At 70.8% G+C, this 17,678-nt stretch carries 17 protein-coding genes; 10 read left to right on the top strand and 7 right to left on the bottom strand.

Annotated elements, in window-relative coordinates:
- Positions 1–634: serine/threonine-protein kinase (locus AOQ53_RS35355; RefSeq protein WP_236711923.1), on the bottom strand; the 634-nt coding region annotated here is incomplete at its 3' end.
- A 274-nt stretch (positions 635–908) separates the two neighbouring features.
- Here AOQ53_RS35355 and AOQ53_RS35350 point away from each other — a divergent pair.
- Positions 909–1,637 (top strand): hypothetical protein, encoded by a 729-nt coding sequence (locus tag AOQ53_RS35350; protein ID WP_059423677.1) that lies wholly within the window; start codon positions 909–911, stop codon positions 1,635–1,637.
- 195 nt (positions 1,638–1,832) lie between these two features.
- Here AOQ53_RS35350 and AOQ53_RS35345 read toward each other — a convergent pair whose 3' ends face one another.
- Positions 1,833–2,414: a biotin transporter BioY gene (locus AOQ53_RS35345; protein ID WP_059423675.1), complete on the bottom strand. Its 582-nt coding sequence runs from the start codon at positions 2,412–2,414 to the stop codon at positions 1,833–1,835.
- Positions 2,415–2,794: 380 nt separating this feature from the next.
- On the opposite strand from AOQ53_RS35345, the gene AOQ53_RS35340 reads away from it, so the two are divergent.
- Positions 2,795–4,177 (top strand): amino acid permease, encoded by a 1,383-nt coding sequence (locus AOQ53_RS35340; protein ID WP_059423674.1) that lies wholly within the window; start codon positions 2,795–2,797, stop codon positions 4,175–4,177.
- On the opposite strand, the gene AOQ53_RS35335 is transcribed toward AOQ53_RS35340, so the two are convergent.
- On the bottom strand, positions 4,178–6,370 hold the full coding sequence (locus AOQ53_RS35335; RefSeq protein WP_059423673.1) for a tetratricopeptide repeat protein: 2,193 nt from the start codon (positions 6,368–6,370) through the stop codon (positions 4,178–4,180).
- Positions 6,367–6,786, bottom strand: a complete 420-nt coding sequence (locus AOQ53_RS46980; protein ID WP_059423668.1) for a hypothetical protein — start codon at positions 6,784–6,786, stop codon at positions 6,367–6,369. Before AOQ53_RS46980 ends, AOQ53_RS35335 begins: the two co-directional genes overlap by 4 nt.
- 157 nt (positions 6,787–6,943) lie before the next feature.
- Here AOQ53_RS46980 and AOQ53_RS35325 point away from each other — a divergent pair, with 157 nt between their 5' ends.
- Positions 6,944–7,591 carry a superoxide dismutase gene (locus AOQ53_RS35325; RefSeq protein ID WP_059423667.1) on the top strand — a complete coding sequence of 216 codons (648 nt, stop codon included), beginning with the start codon at positions 6,944–6,946 and terminating at the stop codon, positions 7,589–7,591.
- A gap of 117 nt (positions 7,592–7,708) precedes the next feature.
- Here AOQ53_RS35325 and AOQ53_RS35320 read toward each other — a convergent pair whose 3' ends face one another.
- From AOQ53_RS35320 to AOQ53_RS35310, 3 genes are read right to left on the bottom strand one after another with little or no spacing between them, the layout of a single operon-like run.
- Positions 7,709–8,485, bottom strand: a complete 777-nt coding sequence (locus AOQ53_RS35320) for an SAM-dependent methyltransferase (protein WP_059423665.1) — start codon at positions 8,483–8,485, stop codon at positions 7,709–7,711.
- Between the two features lie 12 nt (positions 8,486–8,497).
- The gene (locus AOQ53_RS35315) at positions 8,498–9,130 is read right to left on the bottom strand and encodes a histidine phosphatase family protein (RefSeq protein WP_059423663.1); all 633 of its coding nucleotides are present in this window, start codon (positions 9,128–9,130) and stop codon (positions 8,498–8,500) included.
- Positions 9,127–10,611, bottom strand: a complete 1,485-nt coding sequence (locus tag AOQ53_RS35310; protein ID WP_059423660.1) for an FGGY-family carbohydrate kinase — start codon at positions 10,609–10,611, stop codon at positions 9,127–9,129. Before AOQ53_RS35310 ends, AOQ53_RS35315 begins: the two co-directional genes overlap by 4 nt.
- A gap of 156 nt (positions 10,612–10,767) precedes the next feature.
- On the opposite strand from AOQ53_RS35310, the gene AOQ53_RS35305 reads away from it, so the two are divergent.
- From AOQ53_RS35305 to AOQ53_RS35275, 7 genes are all read left to right on the top strand, one after another.
- Positions 10,768–12,189 (top strand): ABC transporter substrate-binding protein, encoded by a 1,422-nt coding sequence (locus AOQ53_RS35305; protein ID WP_059423658.1) that lies wholly within the window; start codon positions 10,768–10,770, stop codon positions 12,187–12,189.
- A gap of 3 nt (positions 12,190–12,192) precedes the next feature.
- Positions 12,193–13,077, top strand: coding sequence for a carbohydrate ABC transporter permease (locus AOQ53_RS35300; protein ID WP_059423656.1), 885 nt, complete (start codon positions 12,193–12,195; stop codon positions 13,075–13,077).
- Complete coding sequence (locus AOQ53_RS35295; protein ID WP_059423654.1) at positions 13,074–13,898, top strand: carbohydrate ABC transporter permease; 825 nt, start codon at positions 13,074–13,076, stop codon at positions 13,896–13,898. Before AOQ53_RS35300 ends, AOQ53_RS35295 begins: the two co-directional genes overlap by 4 nt.
- Positions 13,895–14,983, top strand: coding sequence for an ABC transporter ATP-binding protein (locus AOQ53_RS35290; protein ID WP_059423652.1), 1,089 nt, complete (start codon positions 13,895–13,897; stop codon positions 14,981–14,983). Before AOQ53_RS35295 ends, AOQ53_RS35290 begins: the two co-directional genes overlap by 4 nt.
- The gene (locus AOQ53_RS35285) at positions 14,980–15,786 is read left to right on the top strand and encodes a DeoR/GlpR family DNA-binding transcription regulator (protein ID WP_059423650.1); all 807 of its coding nucleotides are present in this window, start codon (positions 14,980–14,982) and stop codon (positions 15,784–15,786) included. The genes AOQ53_RS35290 and AOQ53_RS35285 overlap by 4 nt, the downstream gene beginning before the upstream one ends.
- Positions 15,787–15,905: 119 nt before the next feature.
- On the top strand, positions 15,906–16,985 hold the full coding sequence (locus AOQ53_RS35280; RefSeq protein WP_059423649.1) for an ABC transporter ATP-binding protein: 1,080 nt from the start codon (positions 15,906–15,908) through the stop codon (positions 16,983–16,985).
- Positions 16,982–17,678: NAD(P)-dependent oxidoreductase (locus AOQ53_RS35275; protein ID WP_059423678.1), on the top strand; the 697-nt coding region annotated here is incomplete at its 3' end. The genes AOQ53_RS35280 and AOQ53_RS35275, both read left to right, overlap by 4 nt.

Here is a 17,678-nt window from a genome sequence, read left to right as displayed (position 1 = left end):
AGAGGGTCGCGCCGAGGGACCAGAGGTCGGACGGCGGGCCTTGCGGGCGGCCCGAGATGCGCTCGGGGGCCATGTAGTCGGGCGAGCCGACCAGCATGCCGACCACGGTGAGCGCCTTGGCGTCCTGGATCGCGGCGATACCGAAGTCCGTGAGGACGACACGCCGTTCATGAGAGCGAGGGGGTGGGCCGGAATACCCCGGGGCTGGGCCCGGGCCGGAGGGCGTGCCACGTCCCGATCCGGCCTGGCCGCTCCCGTTCTCCACCAGCACGTTGCCCGGCTTGACGTCCCGGTGCAGCACTCCCCGCGCATGGACCTGCCGTAGCGCAGCGACCAGGCCGAGCCCGATCCGGGCTGTATCGCACAGGCCCAGGGGGCCCTCCTCCGCGAGGATCCGTTCGAGGGAGCGGCCGGCGACCAACTCCATGACGATCCACAGGCGTTCGCCTTCGTCGACCACGTCGTAGACCCGTACGACGTTGGGGTGGTCGATCCGGGCCGTGGCCCTGGCCTCCCGCAGGGTGCGTTCGCGGCGCGTCCCGCTGTCCTCCGCGTCGAGGCCGTCGATGCGCATTTCCTTGACGGCGACCTGCCGGTCGAGTATTTCGTCAGCGGCTCGCCACACCCGCCCCATTCCCCCCTGGCCGACACTTTGGACCAGCCGATAGCGCCCCGTCACCAATTTCCCTGGAACACCGCCGACGTTCGCATTCCCCGGCAATACGATGCACCCCCTCCGCGACGCCGCGACCGAATCCAGTGAAACACAACGGTCACACTTCGCGCCTCATCAGGATAGTGCCGGGAAATCTTGTGGTAGCTCTTTCAGTACTGCGAATTCAGGCGCAGTCCAGGACGGTCCAAGGGCAGTCCGGGAGCAGTCCCAGGGGGACGCAAGGGGGGCGAACATGAGTTCTCGTCGCACGGCGGCGGTCACGGGATCGCTGGTAGCGGCATCTTTCTCGGCGGTGGTGATCCTTTCTGGAACGGCCGGCGCGGAAGACGAAGGGCCCGCAAGCAACAAGGGAGGAAAGGTCGTTGACGAGGCACCGGCGGGGGTGAAGCTGACCACGCTGCTGCCCGAGAAGATCTCGGTCGACAACGGCTCCGAAAAGACAGCGCTCACCGCCACGGTGAAGAACGAGGGAAACAAGGACAGCGGGAAGATCAAGCTTTTGGTCGTCGGTTTCGACGGGCTCACCGTCAAGAACGTCCAGGGGTGCTCCCCGATAGCCGGGAACAATCTTCCGGAGGGGTCGAACAGCGGTTTCAGCTGCCCCATCGACAATCTCGCGGCCGGTAAGTCGAAGTCGTACGCCGTCGACGCGACGTACGACCTGGGCAAGACCGGGAAGATCTGTCTGCCCGTCCAGGCGAGTGACGGGAAGAAGACGTTCTGGCAGCAGGGCCCGGTGCCGTTCGGCACGACCAATCCGTCGCCGGACGCACCGGCGACGCCGCTGCTGCTCGGCACCCACAACGAGCCGGTCTCCCCCGGCAAGGGGGATTCCCCGGGCGGCAAGGAGCTGCCGAAGACCGGTCCGGCGCGTGATCTGCTGCCGCTGGGCGCGGCCGGTGCGTCGCTGCTCGCGGCGGGCGCGGCCGGGATGTGGTGGTCTCAGCGGCGGCAGGCATGAGCGGCCCCGGGTTCGGGGAGTGAGATCCGGCATCCCCACGGAGGGCTGAACCGGCCTTCCGTGCCGTGGCACACGAGAGGCTCCCCGGGCCTGAGGGAAGGTGTGCCCGGGGAGCCTCTGGTGTGGAACGACGGGTCAGCGCATGTGACGACGGGTCAGCGCATGTGAGGGCGGGTCAGCGCATGTGAGGGCGGGTCAGCGCTTGTCGGCGAACTTCCATGCCGTCGGCAGCGCCCCCATCGCCAGCGCCGCCTTCAGGGCGTCACCGATCAGGAACGGCGTGAGGCCGGCCGCGATCGCGGCGGCCGCGGACATGCCGGTGGCGAGGGCCAGGTAGGGCACGCCGACGGCGTAGATGATCGCCTCGCCCACCAGCATCGTGCCCGCCATGCGCAGCATCGAGCGGTCGGCGCCGCGGCGGGCCAGGGCGCCCACCACCGTGGAGGCGAGGATCATGCCGAGGATGTAGCCGAAGGAGGGGGCGACGCCGGAGGTGCCGCTCGCGAACCACGGCATACCGGCGAGGCCCGCCACGGCGTACAGCGCCAGCGAGAGGAAGCCGCGGCCGGCGCCGAGGGCGGTACCGACGAGCAGCGCGGCGAAGGTCTGGCCGGTCACCGGCACCGGGGAACCGGGCACGGGCAGGGCGATCTGCGCGGCGAGGCCGGTGAGCGCGGCTCCGCCGAGCACGAGGGCCGCGTCCCGGACACGGGAGGCGGGCAGCAGGTCGGCGAGGACCTGCCCGGTGCGGGCGGGTGTGGCGGCAGCGGTGCTCATGGGGACTCCGCGGGAGTGAGGGCCGTTCGGGACACGGTGACGCTATCCCAGCGCACTCGCCCGGTTCACCGTCAGCGCTCGACAAAGGCGAGATCGCGCGGTTGGTTGGCTTCGGACAAAGGGCGGGGGTACACCGGGCGCGGAGTGATGCCGGTCACGGAGGTGGCGAGGGTTCGGTCACCTGATCGGCGGGAAGGCGGACTGTAGGGTTTCGCCAAATCGACTTCCGGACGGGCGTCAACCCTGCGTTCCCGGGCCCTCACAGCACGCGTTCCAGATGTCCGCATGATGGACAGCCCTCCCCGCGGGGCGGAGGGACCGCCCAGACTGGCGGCGTTTTTGCCCTCTCCCGCCTCTCACGCATTGGACGAGCCGCGCCCATGCCCAGCACCACCACCGGGACGCCGCCCAGCACGGACGACGTCTCCCTCTCCCATGGCCTGAAGCAGCGCCACCTGTCGATGATCGCCCTCGGCGGGGTGATCGGCGCCGGTCTCTTCGTCGGCTCCGGCGCGGGGATCGCCGCCGCCGGTCCGTCGATCGTCGTCGCCTACGCCCTCTCCGGTCTCCTCGTGATGCTGGTGATGCGGATGCTCGGCGAGATGTCGGCCGCGTATCCGTCGTCGGGTTCGTTCTCGGCACACGCGGAGCGGGCGATCGGCCCCTGGGCCGGATTCACCGCCGGCTGGGCCTTCTGGGTGCTGCTCTGCACGGCCGTCGGTCTGGAGGGCATCGGTGCCGCGAAGATCGTCAGCGGCTGGCTGCCGGGCACGCCGGAGTGGGCGTGGGTGGCGCTGTTCATGGTGGTCTTCTGCGGCACGAACCTCGCGGCCGTGAAGAACTTCGGCGAGTTCGAGTTCTGGTTCGCGGCCCTGAAGGTCGGCGCGATCACCCTGTTCCTGGCGCTCGGCGTCCTGGCGATCCTCGGGATCCTGCCCGGCACGGACTCCCCCGGCGCCTCGCACCTCACCCACTTCCTCCCCAACGGCGGTGAGGGCCTGGTCATCGGCCTGCTCGCCTCGGTCTTCGCCTACGGCGGGCTGGAGACGGTCACCATCGCGGCGGCCGAGTCGGAGAACCCCGTCAAGGGCGTGGCGAGCGCGGTCCGTACGGCGATGTGGCGCATCGCGCTGTTCTACGTCGGCTCGATGGCGGTCATCGTCACGCTGGTGCCGTGGGACTCGAAGGAGGTCGTCGAGAAGGGCCCGTACGTCGCCGCCCTCGACGAACTCGGCATCCCGGGCGCCGGCCAGCTGATGAACGTGGTCGTCCTGGTGGCCCTGCTGTCCGCCATGAACGCCAACATCTACGGCGCCTCACGCATCGCGTATTCGCTGGTGGAGCGCGGCCAGGGCCCCAAGGTGCTGGGCCGGGTCTCGGGCGGGGTCCCGCGGATCGCCGTTCTCGCCTCCTGCGTCTTCGGCTTCCTGTGCGTGCTGCTGAGCTACTGGCGGCCGAACGACGTCTTCTCCTGGCTGCTGAACATGATCGGCGCGGTGATCCTGGTCGTCTGGGTCTTCATCGCCGTCTCGCAACTGCGCCTGCGCACCCGGCTGGAGCGCGAGGCGCCCGGGAAGCTGGTCGTGCGGATGTGGTTGTTCCCGTGGCTGACGTGGGTCGCGCTGGCCGGCATGGCCGCGGTCTTCGTCCTGATGGCCCGCCAGCCCGACACACGGGTGCAGCTCTACTCGACGGGCGCGATGACGCTGGTCCTGGCGGCCGTCGGGTATGCGTGGCAGAAGGCGCGCGCCCCCAGGGGCTGATCAGCCCCGGGCCTCGGCCTGCCAGGTGGCGACCCAGGCCCGGTCATGGGCGGCGAACGGGTGCTCGTGACCGAGCACCCGCGCCCGGCGTTCGGACAACCCCTTCATGATCTCGATGGCCTCGTCGATCCTGCCCAGACCATGGGCGATCCGGGCGGTGAGGGATGTGGCCGACAAGGTGAGGGGATGGTCCGGGCCCTGGAGCCGGATGCGGTCGGCCAGCACCGGGCGGGCCAGGGACTCCGCCTCTTCGTAGCGGCCGAACTCGAACAGGCCGCCGGCGTAGTCGTGCCGGGCCAGCACCGTCGTGGGATGGTCCGCGCCCAGGGCACGCTCGCAGGCCTCGATGAGCGCGGGGCCCTCCTCCGAGAACTCCCGTTCCCTGCCGAGCTGAGGCAGGAGCTCGATCAGCCCGCACCAGATGAACAACGCCTCCGTGCTGTCCTCCCCCAGCATCCGCCGGTAACCGTCGAGCGCTCGCCTGCCCCAGCTTTCGGCCTCCTCGTCCCGGTCGAGCAGATCGAGCGACTGGGACAGCGCGGCACAGCTGTGGAGCGTGTCCACGTCATCGGCACCGAGCAGGGCGTCCCGGCGCTCCAGCACCTCACGGTGCAAGGCCTCGGCCTCGGCGAACCGCCCCATGCGGAACAACGCCGTGCCCTGCAGGTGCTGGGCGTCCAGCACCAGCCGATGCTCAGCACTCAGGATGCCCCGGACGGCACCGACGACCGTGGGCGCGAGCGCCAGCGCCGCCGCGTAGTCCCCCGACTCGTACACCTGCCGCAGGACCCGCACTCCGAGGGTCGCGGTCCGTTCGTCGGCGGCCACCGCGAGCAGTCTCGTCGCGTGCGGTGCCAGCAGCGCGAGCCGGCTCCGGGTCTCGGGAGAGTCGGAACCCTTCTCGGGCAACGCGGCCTCCAGGAGCGAGGCCGCCGCATCCGCGACGCTCGCCCGCCGGTCCTCCGGCACTCCCCCGGCCACGCTGTCGAGCAGCACCCCGTGGGCCCGCATGCAGCGCACCCCGTCCACTTGGACCAGCTCGGCCAGCGAGTGGTCGATCAGCCCCTTGAGCGCCGGCTCCAACTGTTCCGGCCGCAGGACGGGTTCGAGTCCGTCGAGTGTCGCCTCTCCCCGTGCCACCGGCACCAGCATGCTCAACGGCACGGGATCCGCGGCCAGGAACGACAGCAACCGCAACAGCGTCGTCGCCTCAGGAAGCCCCTGCTCCGCCAGCGCGTCCAGCGACAACTGCCAGGTTCGCCCCACCAGTTGCCGGGATTGGCCGGCACCGCGCCCGGACGCGCCCCGGTCGACGATCGCCGTCGATTCCTCGCCGAGTTTGCGGTCGTACTCGTCCATGGACCACGACTCCAGAAGTTGATGGGCAAGGTGGGACCCGGCCAGCGTGAGGGCGAGCGGCAGACGGCCCAAGCGCTCGGCGACCTTCCGTGCCGACTCCAGGTCCCCCGCATCCGGTGCCAGGTCGCACAGCACTTGGGCCGCGTCCTCCAACGGCAGGACACCCAGCGCATGCCGATGCACGCCTGGTACCCGCCACAGCGGCGACGTGGCATGGCGGGTCGTGACCAGCACCGTGCCGCGATCGCTGGACCGGAGCCACGCACCGCCCTCCAGGACCGTTGGGTCGTCGGCGTTGTCGAGGACGAGGAGCCAGGGGTCGGCGGAGTGGTCGAGGTAGTGCCAGACGAGGTCGGCGGCAGCGCGCTGACCCGCTGCCGCGGCAGCGAGTTCACCGGCTGCCGCGCCGCGGTCCCCCGCCACCGCCAGCATCCCGGCGCGCAGGGACATCCGCTCGGACGCGTTGACCCAGAAGCCGACGCGTCCGTGTTCGCGTACCGCCTCGTTGAACAGCCAGTACGCCAGCGCGGTCTTGCCGCAGCCGCCCATACCGTGCACGACGTGGACCGCGCGGCCGGGTCCGGCGACGGCCGCGCCGAGCACCTCGCGGAGTTCCTCACGGTTGCGCAGGATGCCCGGCGGCCGGCCGACCAGCGGCATCCGCACGGAGTCGGGAGCGGTCGGCCCGGCCCCCGCCGGGGGCACGACGTGGCGTCCGAAGAGCGGTCCGCCGGCACCGGCGTCGTAGTGATGGTGGTGTTCCTCTATGTACTGGTCACCGGAGGTCTGGAAGATCCGGCCCTGGCCCGAGGCCCGGGCGCCGAGTTCGCTCATCGTTCGGTGATGTGCTGGTCGCGTCCGGCCTGGTAGACCCGGCCGCTGCCGGAGACCTCGGCGCGCAGCCGGACGTCCACCACCGAGTTCGCTTCGGGCAGCTCGGGACGCAACTCGGCGAGGATCCGGCGCAGTTCGTCGGCCACCTCGGGCCGGGCGAGCAGGAGCCGGCGCACCCTCGCCTGCCATTCGGCGGTGAGCTCGGCCTCGGTGTCGGCATCTCCCGACTCGCGGGCGAGCAGCAGGTCCTCGCGGGTGGCCTCGAGTTCGCCGCCCACGGTGTCGGCCCGGTCGGGCTGGAAGCGCCGCCAGAGGGCGACCACTCCCTCGCGGGTGGACTCCCAGGCCTGAGTGGCCATCAGCGTCACCATCGTCGTACCCGCCGTTCTGGCGAGCTCGGCCATCTCCGGACCCACGGCATCCCCCTGTCGCGTACACAACGATGGTAGGTCGCGATCTCGGCGCCGCCGAACGCATTCACGCAACGCTTGCGACCCTCCCCCTCAGCCGCCTTGATGCTGTTAGCCTGCACTTGCAAGTTGATTGCAATAAGAGGTCCGAAGGGGTCCTGTCATGCCGGTCTACACGCTGCCCGAGCTCCCGTACGACTACTCCGCGCTCGCCCCCGTGATCAGCCCCGAGATCATCGAGCTGCACCACGACAAGCACCACGCGGCCTATGTGAAAGGCGCCAACGACACGCTGGAGCAGCTCGCGGAGGCCCGGGACAAGGAGTCGTGGGGGTCGATCAACGGGCTGGAGAAGAACCTGGCCTTCCACTTGTCCGGGCACATCCTGCACAGCATCTACTGGCAGAACATGACCGGCCCGAAGGACGGCGGCGGTGAGCCGCTGGCGCAGGACGGTGTGGGCGAGCTGGCGGACGCGATCGCCGAGTCGTTCGGGTCGTTCGCGAACTTCAAGGCGCAGCTTTCCAAGGCGTCCGCCACCACGCAGGGTTCGGGCTGGGGCGTGCTCGCCTACGAGCCGCTGAGCGGCCGGCTGATCGTGGAGCAGGTCTACGACCACCAGGGCAACGTGGGGCAGGGCGCCACCCCGATCCTGGTCTTCGACGCCTGGGAGCACGCCTTCTACCTCCAGTACCGGAACCAGAAGGTCGACTTCATCGAGGCGATGTGGCAGGTCGTCAACTGGCAGGACGTGGCCCGTCGTTACGAGGCGGCCAAGTCCCGGGCGGACGTGCTGCTGCTGGCGCCCTGACGGCGACGCGCCGTCGAGTCGTCCTGCCTCGTGATCGTCTTCTCACCCTTCACGAACGGCAGGCGGAATGAAGGAAGCCCCCGTGAGGACGTGACTCGCGGGGGCTTTCCGTGCGCGCTACGGCTTGCGGCCCAGGCCGCCGTGCTGGCCGATCGGTTCCGTGGGAGCGCCCGGCTCGGGGTGCCACAGCGGGACCGACACCACACCCGGCTCCACCAGCTCCAGGCCCTCGAAGAAGGCCTCGATCTGCTCGACCGGCCGGAGGTGGTACGGGACCGCGCCGGTCTCGTTGTAGGCGTCCTGCGCCTGCTCGTAGGCCGGGTCGGTGCCTCGGGAGCCCTCGTTGAGGGAGAGGTAACTGCCCGAGGGCAGGCCCGCCATCAGGCGGCGGACCAGGTCGCGGGCCTGCTCGTAGTCGGCCACGTGGCCCAGGATGCCGCTGAGGATCAGGGCCGTGGGGCGGGTGAGGTCGAGCGTCTTGGCGGCGGACTCGATGATGCGCTCGGGCTCGTGGAGGCTGATCGGCTCGTACGCCGTCGCGCCCTCGGGCGTGGAGGTGAGCAGGGCGCGGGCGTGGGCGAGGACCAGCGGGTCGTTGTCGACGTAGACGATCCGCGACTCGGGGGCGAGACGCTGGGCCACCTCGTGGGTGTTGTCGACGGTCGGCAGTCCGGTGCCGACGTCGAGGAACTGCCGTACGCCGGCCTCCTGGACGAGGTGGCGGATGCTGCGGCCGAGGAAGGCGCGGCTGCCGCGGGCGATGGTGACGATGCCGGGGAAGACGGCGGTGTACGCGTCACCGGCCGCCTCGTCCACCGGGTAGTTGTCCTTGCCGCCGAGCCAGTAGTTCCAGATCCGGGCCGAGTGCGGCACCGAGGTGTCGATCTGCGTCATGGGGTCATAGTGCTACGGCACGTCCGTCCCGCACGGCACATTGAGTGAGAGGAGTGCGGCGGAACCGTCGGAGTTCATGCGCAGTTCGCTGATCGCGGCGTTCCGCAACCGCGGGAACACTCTGCGGTACTCACCGGCCGGGATCGACAGCAGCGTGCACAGCACCAGGCGCAGCAGGGTGTTGTGGGCGACCACGAGGACGCGTCCGCCGGGGTGGGCGATGGCGATACGGCGCAGGGCGCCGGCCCCGCGGGCCGCTGCCGCCATCGGGTCCTCGGCCCCGGGGAAGGGATGGGCGACGGGGTCGGCGCGGAAGGCCGCGGCCCGGTCGGGGACCTCGGCCTCGAACTCGGCGAGCGTACGGCCCTCCACGACTCCGAAGTCGCATTCGGCGAGGCCGGGTTCGCGCCGCGGGACCAGGCCGAGGGCACGGCAGGCGGGCTCGGCGGTGGCGACGGCCCGGGAGAGCGGGGACGTCCAGATCGCGTCGACGGGGTGGGCGGCGGCCCAGCGACCGAGGGCCTCGGCCTGGGCACGGCCGGTGTCGGTGAGGCCGATGTCGCTGACGCCGGCGTACCGGTTCTCGGCGTGCCAGACGGACTGTCCGTGCCGGGCGAGGAGGAGGGTGGTGTTCGTGGTGGTCATGACTTCCCGGTGTCCAAGTGCAGGCGGGTTCGGGCGTGTGCCGCGACGGGGGCGGGGAGCCAGCCGCGGGTCTCCAGTGCGTCGACGAGGCGAGCGTACGGCTCGGTGAAGCGGGTGGTGTGGTCGGCGCGGGGTTCGAGGACGGTGCGGACGCGGACCATGCGCTCGGCGACGTCGGCGAGGGATCCGGCTCCGGATGCCCCATGAGCCTCGTCTGCCCCGTACGCGGCCAACGCCGCCATTCCCAGGGCCGGTTCCGTCTGTTCGGGGACGCGGGCCGGGCGGCCGAGGATGTCGGTGCGGAGCTGGTTCCAGTACGGGCTGCGCGCGCCGCCGCCGGTGAAGGTGAGCGGCCCGTCGAGGGGGGCGCCGAGGTGGTGCAGGTAGTCCAGGCACAGGCGTTCCGCGAAGCCGATGCCCTGGAGCAGCGCGGCCCACAGGCCGGCGTCGCCCTCGGGTTCGCCGAGGACGAAGGGGGCCGCCTCGGGCGCCCGGAACGGGAACCGCTCCCCCGGCGACACCAGCGGGTACGCCACCGCGCGGGACGGCTCGAACGCCGCCGCCAGCTCGTCCATCGTGGCGGGGTCGGCCTCAGGGAAGTGCGCCGCGAGGGCCCCCGCTCCCACGCTCGACGCCCCGCCGGGCAGCCAGGTGCCGTCGGGGGCGCGGTGGTTGTAGACCACGCCGGTGGGGTCCCGGACGGGGTCGCGGGCGGCTCCCTTCAGGACGAGCGTGGTGCCGAGCACCGAGTTCCAGGAGCCGGCACGCAGCGCGCCCGAGGCGATCTGGGCCGCGCAGCCGTCCGTCATGCCGGCGAGCACCGGGGTGCCGGCGGGGATGCCGGTGGCGTCGGCGGCGGCCGGGCGGACCTCGCCGAGGAGGGTTCCCGGGCGGACCACGTCGGGCAGCAGGCCTTCGGGGACGCCCAGCTGGGCCAGGGCCACCTCCGGCCAGGACTCGTGCTCCACGTCGTAGCCCGTCTTGAGGGCGTGGCTGGAGTCCGCGGGGGGCGGTTCGCCGGTGAGGCGGGCGACGACCAGGTCGGGCTGGTGAGCGAGCCGGAGGCCGGGGCCGTACTCTCCCAGCAGCCACAACGCCTTCGGCAGCGCCCAGGTGTCCTGGACCGCGAGCCCCGCCTCCCGGGCCCGCGCGGCCTCCGCCGCCGCGCGGCCGTCGTCGTACATCAGCGCGGGGCTCACCGGGCGGCCCGAGCCGTCCGTGAGCAGGACCGTGCCGGACGTGCCGCACACCGCGAGGCCGCCGACCGGTACGCCGGGCGCGGAGCCGAGTGCCGCCCGGGACGCCGTGCACAGCGCCGACCACCACCGCTCCGGATCCTGCTCGTGCCGCACCCCCTCCCGCCGCCCGGTCAGCGGGGCCGAGCCGCTGCCGAGGACCCTGCCGTCGGCGGTGACGAGCAGCACGCGGACGCTCTGTGTGCCCAGGTCGATCCCCAGCCAGCCCGCATCCTCGTCCGCCATCCGGAACCTCCCACGACGTCGCAGCCGGAAGTGTGAAGTTCTCACTGTGCCCCGATATTTTCCCGTGCGCGAGGGATTGACGCCCAACTTCAGCCGTTCCACCCTCTGTTAACGAGTCGACTCGACGTGTTAACCAGCCCCCACGTGGAGGTACGGATGGACACGCACGTGCACGACCGGCGGCGCTTCCTCGCGCTCGCCGCCGGGGCTGCCGCGGCCCCGCTGCTCACGGCCTGCGGCGCCGGTTTCGGCGGGGACGACAGCAAGAGCGACGGGTCCGCCGCGGACGACGTCACCGGCTCCTTCGACTGGAAGCGGGAGAAGGGCACCACCGTCAAGGCGCTGCTCAACAAACACCCGTACACCGACGCGCTCATCGCCGACCTGAAGTCCTTCACCGCGAGGACCGGCATCAAGGTCGAGTACGACGTCTTCCCGGAGGACAACTACTTCGACAAGCTCACCGTGGACCTGTCCAGCGGGCGTGCCTCCTACGACGTGTTCATGCTCGGCGCGTACATGGTGTGGCAGTACGGGCCGCCGGGCTGGCTGGAGGACCTGGGGCCCTGGATGCGCAACTCCTCGGCGACAGGCGCCGAGTGGGACCAGGCGGACTTCTTCCCGAACCTGCTCCAGGCCGACCAGTGGTCGCTGAAGGCGGGCGCGCCGCTGGGCCAGGGCGGGCAGTACGCGCTGCCGTGGGGCTGGGAGACGAACGTCGTCGCCTACAACACCGAGGTGTTCCGGAAACTCGGCCTGAAGCCCGCCGAGTCCTTCGACGAGCTGGCCGAACTCGCCGGGACGATCAAGCGGAAGGCGCCGGGCGCCGGCTTCGACGGGATGTACGGGATCGCCGTACGCGGGTCCAGGAGCTGGGCGACGATCCACCCGGGCTTCATGACGATGTACGCCCGCAACGGCCTGAAGGACTTCACGGTCGACGGCGGGAAGCTCGCCCCCGCCATGAACAGCCCCGAGGCCGTCGCCTTCACCCAGGACTGGGCGCGGATGGTCAAGCGGGGCGGGCCGCCGTCCTGGACGTCGTACACCTGGTACCAGTGCTCCAGCGACCTCGGCGCGAAGAAGGCCGGGATGCTCTTCGACGCCGACACCGCCGCCTACTTCCAGGCGGTGAAGGGCGCCAGCCCCGCCTCCGGGAAGATCGCCTTCCACCCGGGGCCGAAGGGACCGGACGGTTCGCTCGCCACCAACATGTGGATCTGGTCCCTCGGCATGAACGCCAAGAGCAAGAAGAAGAGCGCCAGTTGGCTGTTCCTCCAGTGGGCCACCGGCAAGGAGCACCTGCGCAAGGGCGCGATCACGCACAACCACATCGACCCGGTGCGCAAGTCGGTCGCCGACGACGCCGCGTACAAGGACAAGATGAGGCATCTGCCGGGCTTCCTGGAGACCTTCGAGACGGTCGTCGACCAGACGAAGATCCAGTTCACCCCGCAGGCGCAGTTCTTCGACGCGACGACCAGCTGGGCCGCGGCCCTCCAGGAGATCTACGGCGGCAAGGGCGCGCAGTCGGTCCTCGACGGGCTGGCGGACGACCTCGCCGGCAAGGTGGGTTAGCCGATGGGGTGGCGGCTCACCCTGCGCCCGTACGTCCTGATCGTGCCCGCACTGCTGCTGACCTGCGGGATCCTCTACCCGTTCGGGCTCGGCCTGTACTACACACTGTTCGACTTCTCGGCGAGCAAACCGCAGCCGGACATGGTGCGGTTCGAGAACTACACGACAGTCTTCACGCAGGAGGCCTTCTGGAATTCGGCGTGGGTGACGGTGCTGTACGCGGTCGGGGCGGCCCTCGTCGAGACCGTGCTCGGGGTGGCCGTCGCCCTGCTGCTGCACCGGTCGAGTCTCCTCGGCCGGGTCCTGGAGAAGATCCTCATCCTGCCGCTGATGATCGCCCCGGTGATCGCGGCGATCATCTGGAAGCTGATGCTCCAGCCGTCCGTGGGGGTCGTCAACCACCTGCTGAGGCTCTTCGGGCTGGGCGGGGTGCAGTGGACCGACACCCCAACGGGTGCCCTCCTGTCGTCGATCGCCGTGGATGTGTGGGTGTACACGCCGTTCGTGGCGATCCTCGCCCTCGCCGGTCTGCGGTCGCTGCCCACCTCCCCGTTCGAGGCGGCGGCCGTGGACGGCGCGGGGTGGTGGTACACGTTCCGGCGGCTGACGCTGCCGATGCTGTGGCCGTACGTGCTGGTGGCGGTGATCTTCCGGTTCATGGACTCGCTGAAGGTGTTCGACATCATCTACGCCCTGACGGAGGGCGGGCCCGGTGACTCGACCGTCGTCCTCCAGATCCGGGCGTATCTGGAGGCGATCCGCTTCCAGCGCTACTCCTTCGGGATCAGCTACACGATCGTGCTCTGGGCCGTGGTGTATCTGGCCGCGATGGTGCTGGTGAAGCACCTGGGGAAGATCCAGCGTCGGGCCGCGGAGGTGACCACGTGAAGAAGCGCGTGCTGGGCTGGCTCGCGGACGCCGCCCTCGTCCTCTACTTCGTCTTCGCCCTGTTCCCGATCGCCTGGATGGTGATCCTGTCGCTGAAGCCGGCGGACCAGCTCTTCTCCACCTACTTCTCCTTCTCCCCCACCCTCGACGGCTACCGGACGGTCCTCGGCGACAGCGAGGGCATCCCGTTCGTGCGGTTCTTCGTCAACAGCCTGGTGGTGTCGGTGGGGGCGGTGGTGCTGTCGCTGGTGGTGGGGCTGCCGGCGGCGTACGCCTCGGCGCGGTGGCGGTTCAGGGGCTCGGAGAACCTGATGTTCACGCTGCTGTCGTTCCGCTTCGCGCCCGAACTGACCGTCATCATCCCGCTGTTCGTGCTGTACCAGAAGCTCGGGCTGTTCGACACGTACGTCGGCATGGTGTGGGTGCTGCAACTCGTCACCCTGCCGCTGATCGTGTGGATCATGAGGTCGTACTTCGCCGACCTGACGCCCGAGCTGGAACAGGCGGCCCTGCTGGACGGCTACACCCGCAAGCAGGCGTTCTTCAAGGTGGCCCTGCCGCTGGTCAAGCCGGGCATCGCGGCCGTGTCCCTGCTGGCGTTCATCTTCGCCTGGAACAACTTCGTCTTCCCGCTGATCCTCACCTCCAACGAGGCCCAGACGGTGACCGTGGGCGCGCTGTCCTTCCTCGGCGGGGACCGGCCCAAGTACAACCTGACGGCCGCCGCCGCGCTGGTGTCCGTCGTCCCGCCGCTGCTGCTGGCGCTGACGATCCAGCGGTATCTGGTGCGGGGCCTGTCGTTCGGGGCGGTGAAGTCATGATCACGCTGAGCGGGATACGGAAGGCGTACGGAAAGACCGTCGCGCTCGACGGACTGGAACTTCAGGTGCGGGAGGGCGAGTTCTTCTGCCTGCTGGGCCCGTCCGGCGCCGGCAAGACCACGACGTTGAAGACCGTCGCCGGGCTCGAACAACCCGACTCCGGCACGGTCGTACTCGACGGCGAGGACATGCGAGGCGTCGAGCCCTACGACCGGGGCGTGGCGATGTGCTTCGAGAGCTACGCCCTCTACCCGCACCGCTCGGCCTACGACAACCTGGCCTCGCCCTTGCGCTCGCCCCGGCACCGGCTGCCCGCCGCCGAGGCCCGGCAGCGCATCGGCGCGATCGCCGAACTGCTGGGGATCTCGGGGCTGCTGGACCGGCCGGTGGGCCAGCTGTCCAACGGGCAGCGGCAGCGCGTCGCCCTCGGCCGGGTGCTGGTCCGCCCCGCCCGGGCCTTCCTCCTCGACGAGCCGCTCTCCCACCTCGACGCCAAGCTCCGCCAGCAGATGCGGGCCGAGCTGAAGGCGATCGGAGCCGTGCAGCACACCACCACCCTGTACGTCACCCACGACTCCGTCGAGGCACTGGCGCTCGGCGACCGGATCGGGGTCATCCGGCAGGGGCGGATCGTGCAGACGGGCACGCGGGAGGAGATCTGGTACCGGCCCCACGACACGGAGGTCGCGCGGGCCTTCGGGCGGCCCCGGATCAATCTGCTGCCGGGGGTGGTGGCGGAGAGCGGCGTGCGGTCGGACGGCGGCGTGGAGCTGCCGGTCCGGGCGCAGGCCGCGCCGGGCACGGACGTCCTCGTGGGCATCCGCCCCCGGGACCTCGCCCTGCACGGCGAGGGGCACGAGCTCACCGGGACCGTGTACGTCACCGAGGTGCTCGGCCGGTCCGTCGAGGTCACCGTCCGGCTCGGGACCGGGGAGCAGCGGGTGTCGCTGGTCGCCCCCCGGGCGGATGCGGCACGCCTTCGTCCGGACGATCCGGTACGGCTCGTCGTCCGGCCTGAGAACCTGCTGCTGTTCGAGGCCGACCGGCCGGAGCGACCGGGACGACGGATAGAGACACAGTCATGAGCAGCAGTGGTGGACAGCAGGGGCCGGCCGCGCGGCAGGCCGCCATGGCCGAACAGGTGCTGGCCGACGGCTCGGCGACGGCGGCGGAGCTCGCCGAGCGGTTCGGGGTGAGCCTGATGACCATCCACCGGGACCTCGACGAGCTCGAACGGCAGGGCATCGTACGGAAGTTCCGGGGCGGGGTGACCGCGCAGCCGTCGGGGGTCTTCGAGTCGAACGTGCAGTACCGGCTGAAGAGCATGCGGGCCGAGAAGGCCGCCGTCGCCGAGCACGCGCTGCGGATGGTGGAGCCCGGCATGGCGATCCTGCTGGACGACTCCACGTCCACCCTGGAGATAGCCCGGCGCCTGCGCACGGGCGAGGTCACGCCGCTGACGGTCGTCACCAACTTCCTGGAGGCGATCAACCTGCTGGCCGACCAGCGGGGCATCCACCTGATGGCGCTCGGCGGCGACTACGACCCGCTGCACTCCTCCTTCCTGGGGGTGTCCTGCGTGGAGGCGGTCGAGCAGTTGCGGGTGGACGTGTGCTTCGCCTCCACGTCGGCGGTGCACGGGGGTTACGCCTACCACCAGGAGCAGCACATCGTGTCCGTGAAGCGGGCGATGCTCGACGCGGCCGCGCGGAACGTCCTGCTGATCGACCACACCAAGCTCGGCCGGGTCGCCCTGCACCGGGTCGTCCCGCTGTCCCGCTTCGATCTGCTCCTGGTGGACGACGGGGCGTCGGCGGAGGCGCTGCGGGATCTGGACGAGCACAAGGTCCGTTACGAGGTCTGCGCGACGCCCGTGAGTGAGCCGTAGGGGCGCGCCGGTGTCGAGGGTGGGAGCGCGCGGAGGCCCGGAGGGTCGAGCACGGTCGCGGCCTCGACACCGGCTGAAGGCGCCTTGGAGGCGAACGAGCCCGAAAAGAGGGGACGGCCATGACGGGACTGGAGCTACGTGAGCTGCGGAAGACCTATCGGTCGCGGGGGCGGCCGGCGGTGGACGCCGTACGCGGGATAGACCTGAACCTCGGGTCCGGGGAACTGCTCGGGCTGCTCGGTCCATCCGGCTGCGGCAAGTCGACTACCCTCCGCATGATCGCCGGTCTTGAGCCGGTGACCGGCGGGGACATCCTGGTCGGCGGGGCGTCGGTGGTCGAACGGCCCGCGCAGCAGCGGAACATCGGGGTCGCGTTCGAGAACTACGCGCTGTATCCGCCGCTGTCGGTGGCGGAGAACCTGGCGTTCGGGCTGAAGGCCCGGGGCCGCAGGACTCGTGGAGACGTCGACCGCAAGGTGAAGGAGATCGCCGAACGGGTCGGACTGACCGACCTCCTCGACGCCCGCCCGGCCGGCCTGTCCAGCGGCCAGAAGCAGCGCGTCTCCCTGGCCCGGGCCCTGGTCCGCGAACCGGACGTGCTGCTCCTCGACGAACCCCTCTCCCACCTGGACGCGGCCCAGCGCGACACCACCCGCCGCGAACTCAAGCGCATCCAGAAGGACCTGGGCCACACCACGATCCTGGTCACCCACGACCAGGAGGAGGCCCTCTCCCTCGCCGACCGGATCGCCGTGATGAAGGACGGCGTCATCCAGCAGCTCGGCACCCCCTACGAGATCTACGACAACCCGGCCAACGTGTTCGTCGCGGACTTCGTCGGCGAGCCCGCGATCGCCCTGCTGCCCGGCATCGCCGACCGCGACGGCCACGCCCGCCTCTCCGACGCGGTGCGGATCGCGCTGCCCGTGCCGGTGGACGCGGGGCGGGAGGTGGTGGTCGGGATCCGCCCGGAGGACGTCCGGCTCACCGCCGAAGACGGCCTGCCCGCCCGGGTCGTCGCCCATGAGCCGTTGTTGGAGTCGGGCATCGCGACCCTGGCTCTCGACGGTGCCGAACGGCACCTGCTCGTCCTCACCGATCCCGAGGTGCGGCTCGCCCACGACGAGCGGGTCCGGGTCGCCGCCGACCTCCAGCACACCCATGTCTTCGACGCCGAGACAGGAGAAGCCCTGCGATGACTGACGGAAACAGCGTGCGTGTCGTGGCCGCCGGTGACCACTTCGTCCTGCCGTCGCTGATCACGCGAGCGGTGGAGCACGAAGTGGGGCGGGCGGAGGTCAGGGAACTGAGGCTCGGCTGGCCGCTGGAGCCGTTCGGGCCGGTCGCCGAGGTGCAGGAGGCCAGTGACGCCGAGGACGAGATGATCGAGGCGCTGTCCGGGGCGCAGGTGCTGGTCACGCAGATGGGGCCGGTCACCGAACGGGTCCTCGCGGCCTGCCCGGATCTGAAGCTGGTCGTGGTCTGCCGGGGCGGGCCGGTGAACGTCAACCTGGACGCGGCGAAGCGGCGTGACGTGCGGGTGTGCTTCGCGCCCGGCCGCAACGCCGCCGCCACCGCCGAGTTCACCGTCGCCATGATGCTGGCCGCCCTGCGCCGCATTCCCCAGGCCCACGACCCGCTGGCCCGGCAGGGCAGTTGGGAGGGAGCGACGTACTACACGTACGAGCAGAGCGGTCTGGAGCTGGAGGACCTGTCCGTCGGGCTGGTCGGGTACGGGGCCGTCGGCAGCCGGGTCGCGCGGGTGCTGTGCGCGTTCGGGGCGCGGGTGATGGTGTACGACCCGTATGTGCACGGCGAGATCCACGGACTGCGCGTGACCTCGCTGGACGAACTCCTGCGCCGCTCCCAGGTGATCACCCTGCACGCCCGGC

The sequence above is a fragment of the Streptomyces azureus genome (assembly GCF_001270025.1).
Taxonomy (GTDB): domain Bacteria; phylum Actinomycetota; class Actinomycetes; order Streptomycetales; family Streptomycetaceae; genus Streptomyces; species Streptomyces azureus.
This window is presented reverse-complemented; position numbering and strand designations above follow the sequence as displayed.

Bases quoted from the DNA above. Each gene is read 5' to 3' on its own strand.
- AOQ53_RS35310 (WP_059423660.1), bottom strand. From the start codon at position 10,611: ATGGCGGACGAGGATGCGGGCTGGCTGGGGATCGACCTGGGCACACAG.
- AOQ53_RS35285 (WP_059423650.1), top strand. From the start codon at position 14,980: ATGAGCAGCAGTGGTGGACAGCAGGGGCCGGCCGCGCGGCAGGCCGCC.
- AOQ53_RS35300 (WP_059423656.1), top strand. From the start codon at position 12,193: ATGGGGTGGCGGCTCACCCTGCGCCCGTACGTCCTGATCGTGCCCGCA.
- AOQ53_RS35350 (WP_059423677.1), top strand. From the start codon at position 909: ATGAGTTCTCGTCGCACGGCGGCGGTCACGGGATCGCTGGTAGCGGCA.
- AOQ53_RS35340 (WP_059423674.1), top strand. From the start codon at position 2,795: ATGCCCAGCACCACCACCGGGACGCCGCCCAGCACGGACGACGTCTCC.
- AOQ53_RS35325 (WP_059423667.1), top strand. From the start codon at position 6,944: ATGCCGGTCTACACGCTGCCCGAGCTCCCGTACGACTACTCCGCGCTC.
- AOQ53_RS35305 (WP_059423658.1), top strand. From the start codon at position 10,768: ATGGACACGCACGTGCACGACCGGCGGCGCTTCCTCGCGCTCGCCGCC.
- AOQ53_RS35320 (WP_059423665.1), bottom strand. From the start codon at position 8,485: ATGACGCAGATCGACACCTCGGTGCCGCACTCGGCCCGGATCTGGAAC.
- AOQ53_RS35290 (WP_059423652.1), top strand. From the start codon at position 13,895: ATGATCACGCTGAGCGGGATACGGAAGGCGTACGGAAAGACCGTCGCG.
- AOQ53_RS35280 (WP_059423649.1), top strand. From the start codon at position 15,906: ATGACGGGACTGGAGCTACGTGAGCTGCGGAAGACCTATCGGTCGCGG.
- AOQ53_RS35315 (WP_059423663.1), bottom strand. From the start codon at position 9,130: ATGACCACCACGAACACCACCCTCCTCCTCGCCCGGCACGGACAGTCC.
- AOQ53_RS35335 (WP_059423673.1), bottom strand. From the start codon at position 6,370: ATGAGCGAACTCGGCGCCCGGGCCTCGGGCCAGGGCCGGATCTTCCAG.
- AOQ53_RS35345 (WP_059423675.1), bottom strand. From the start codon at position 2,414: ATGAGCACCGCTGCCGCCACACCCGCCCGCACCGGGCAGGTCCTCGCC.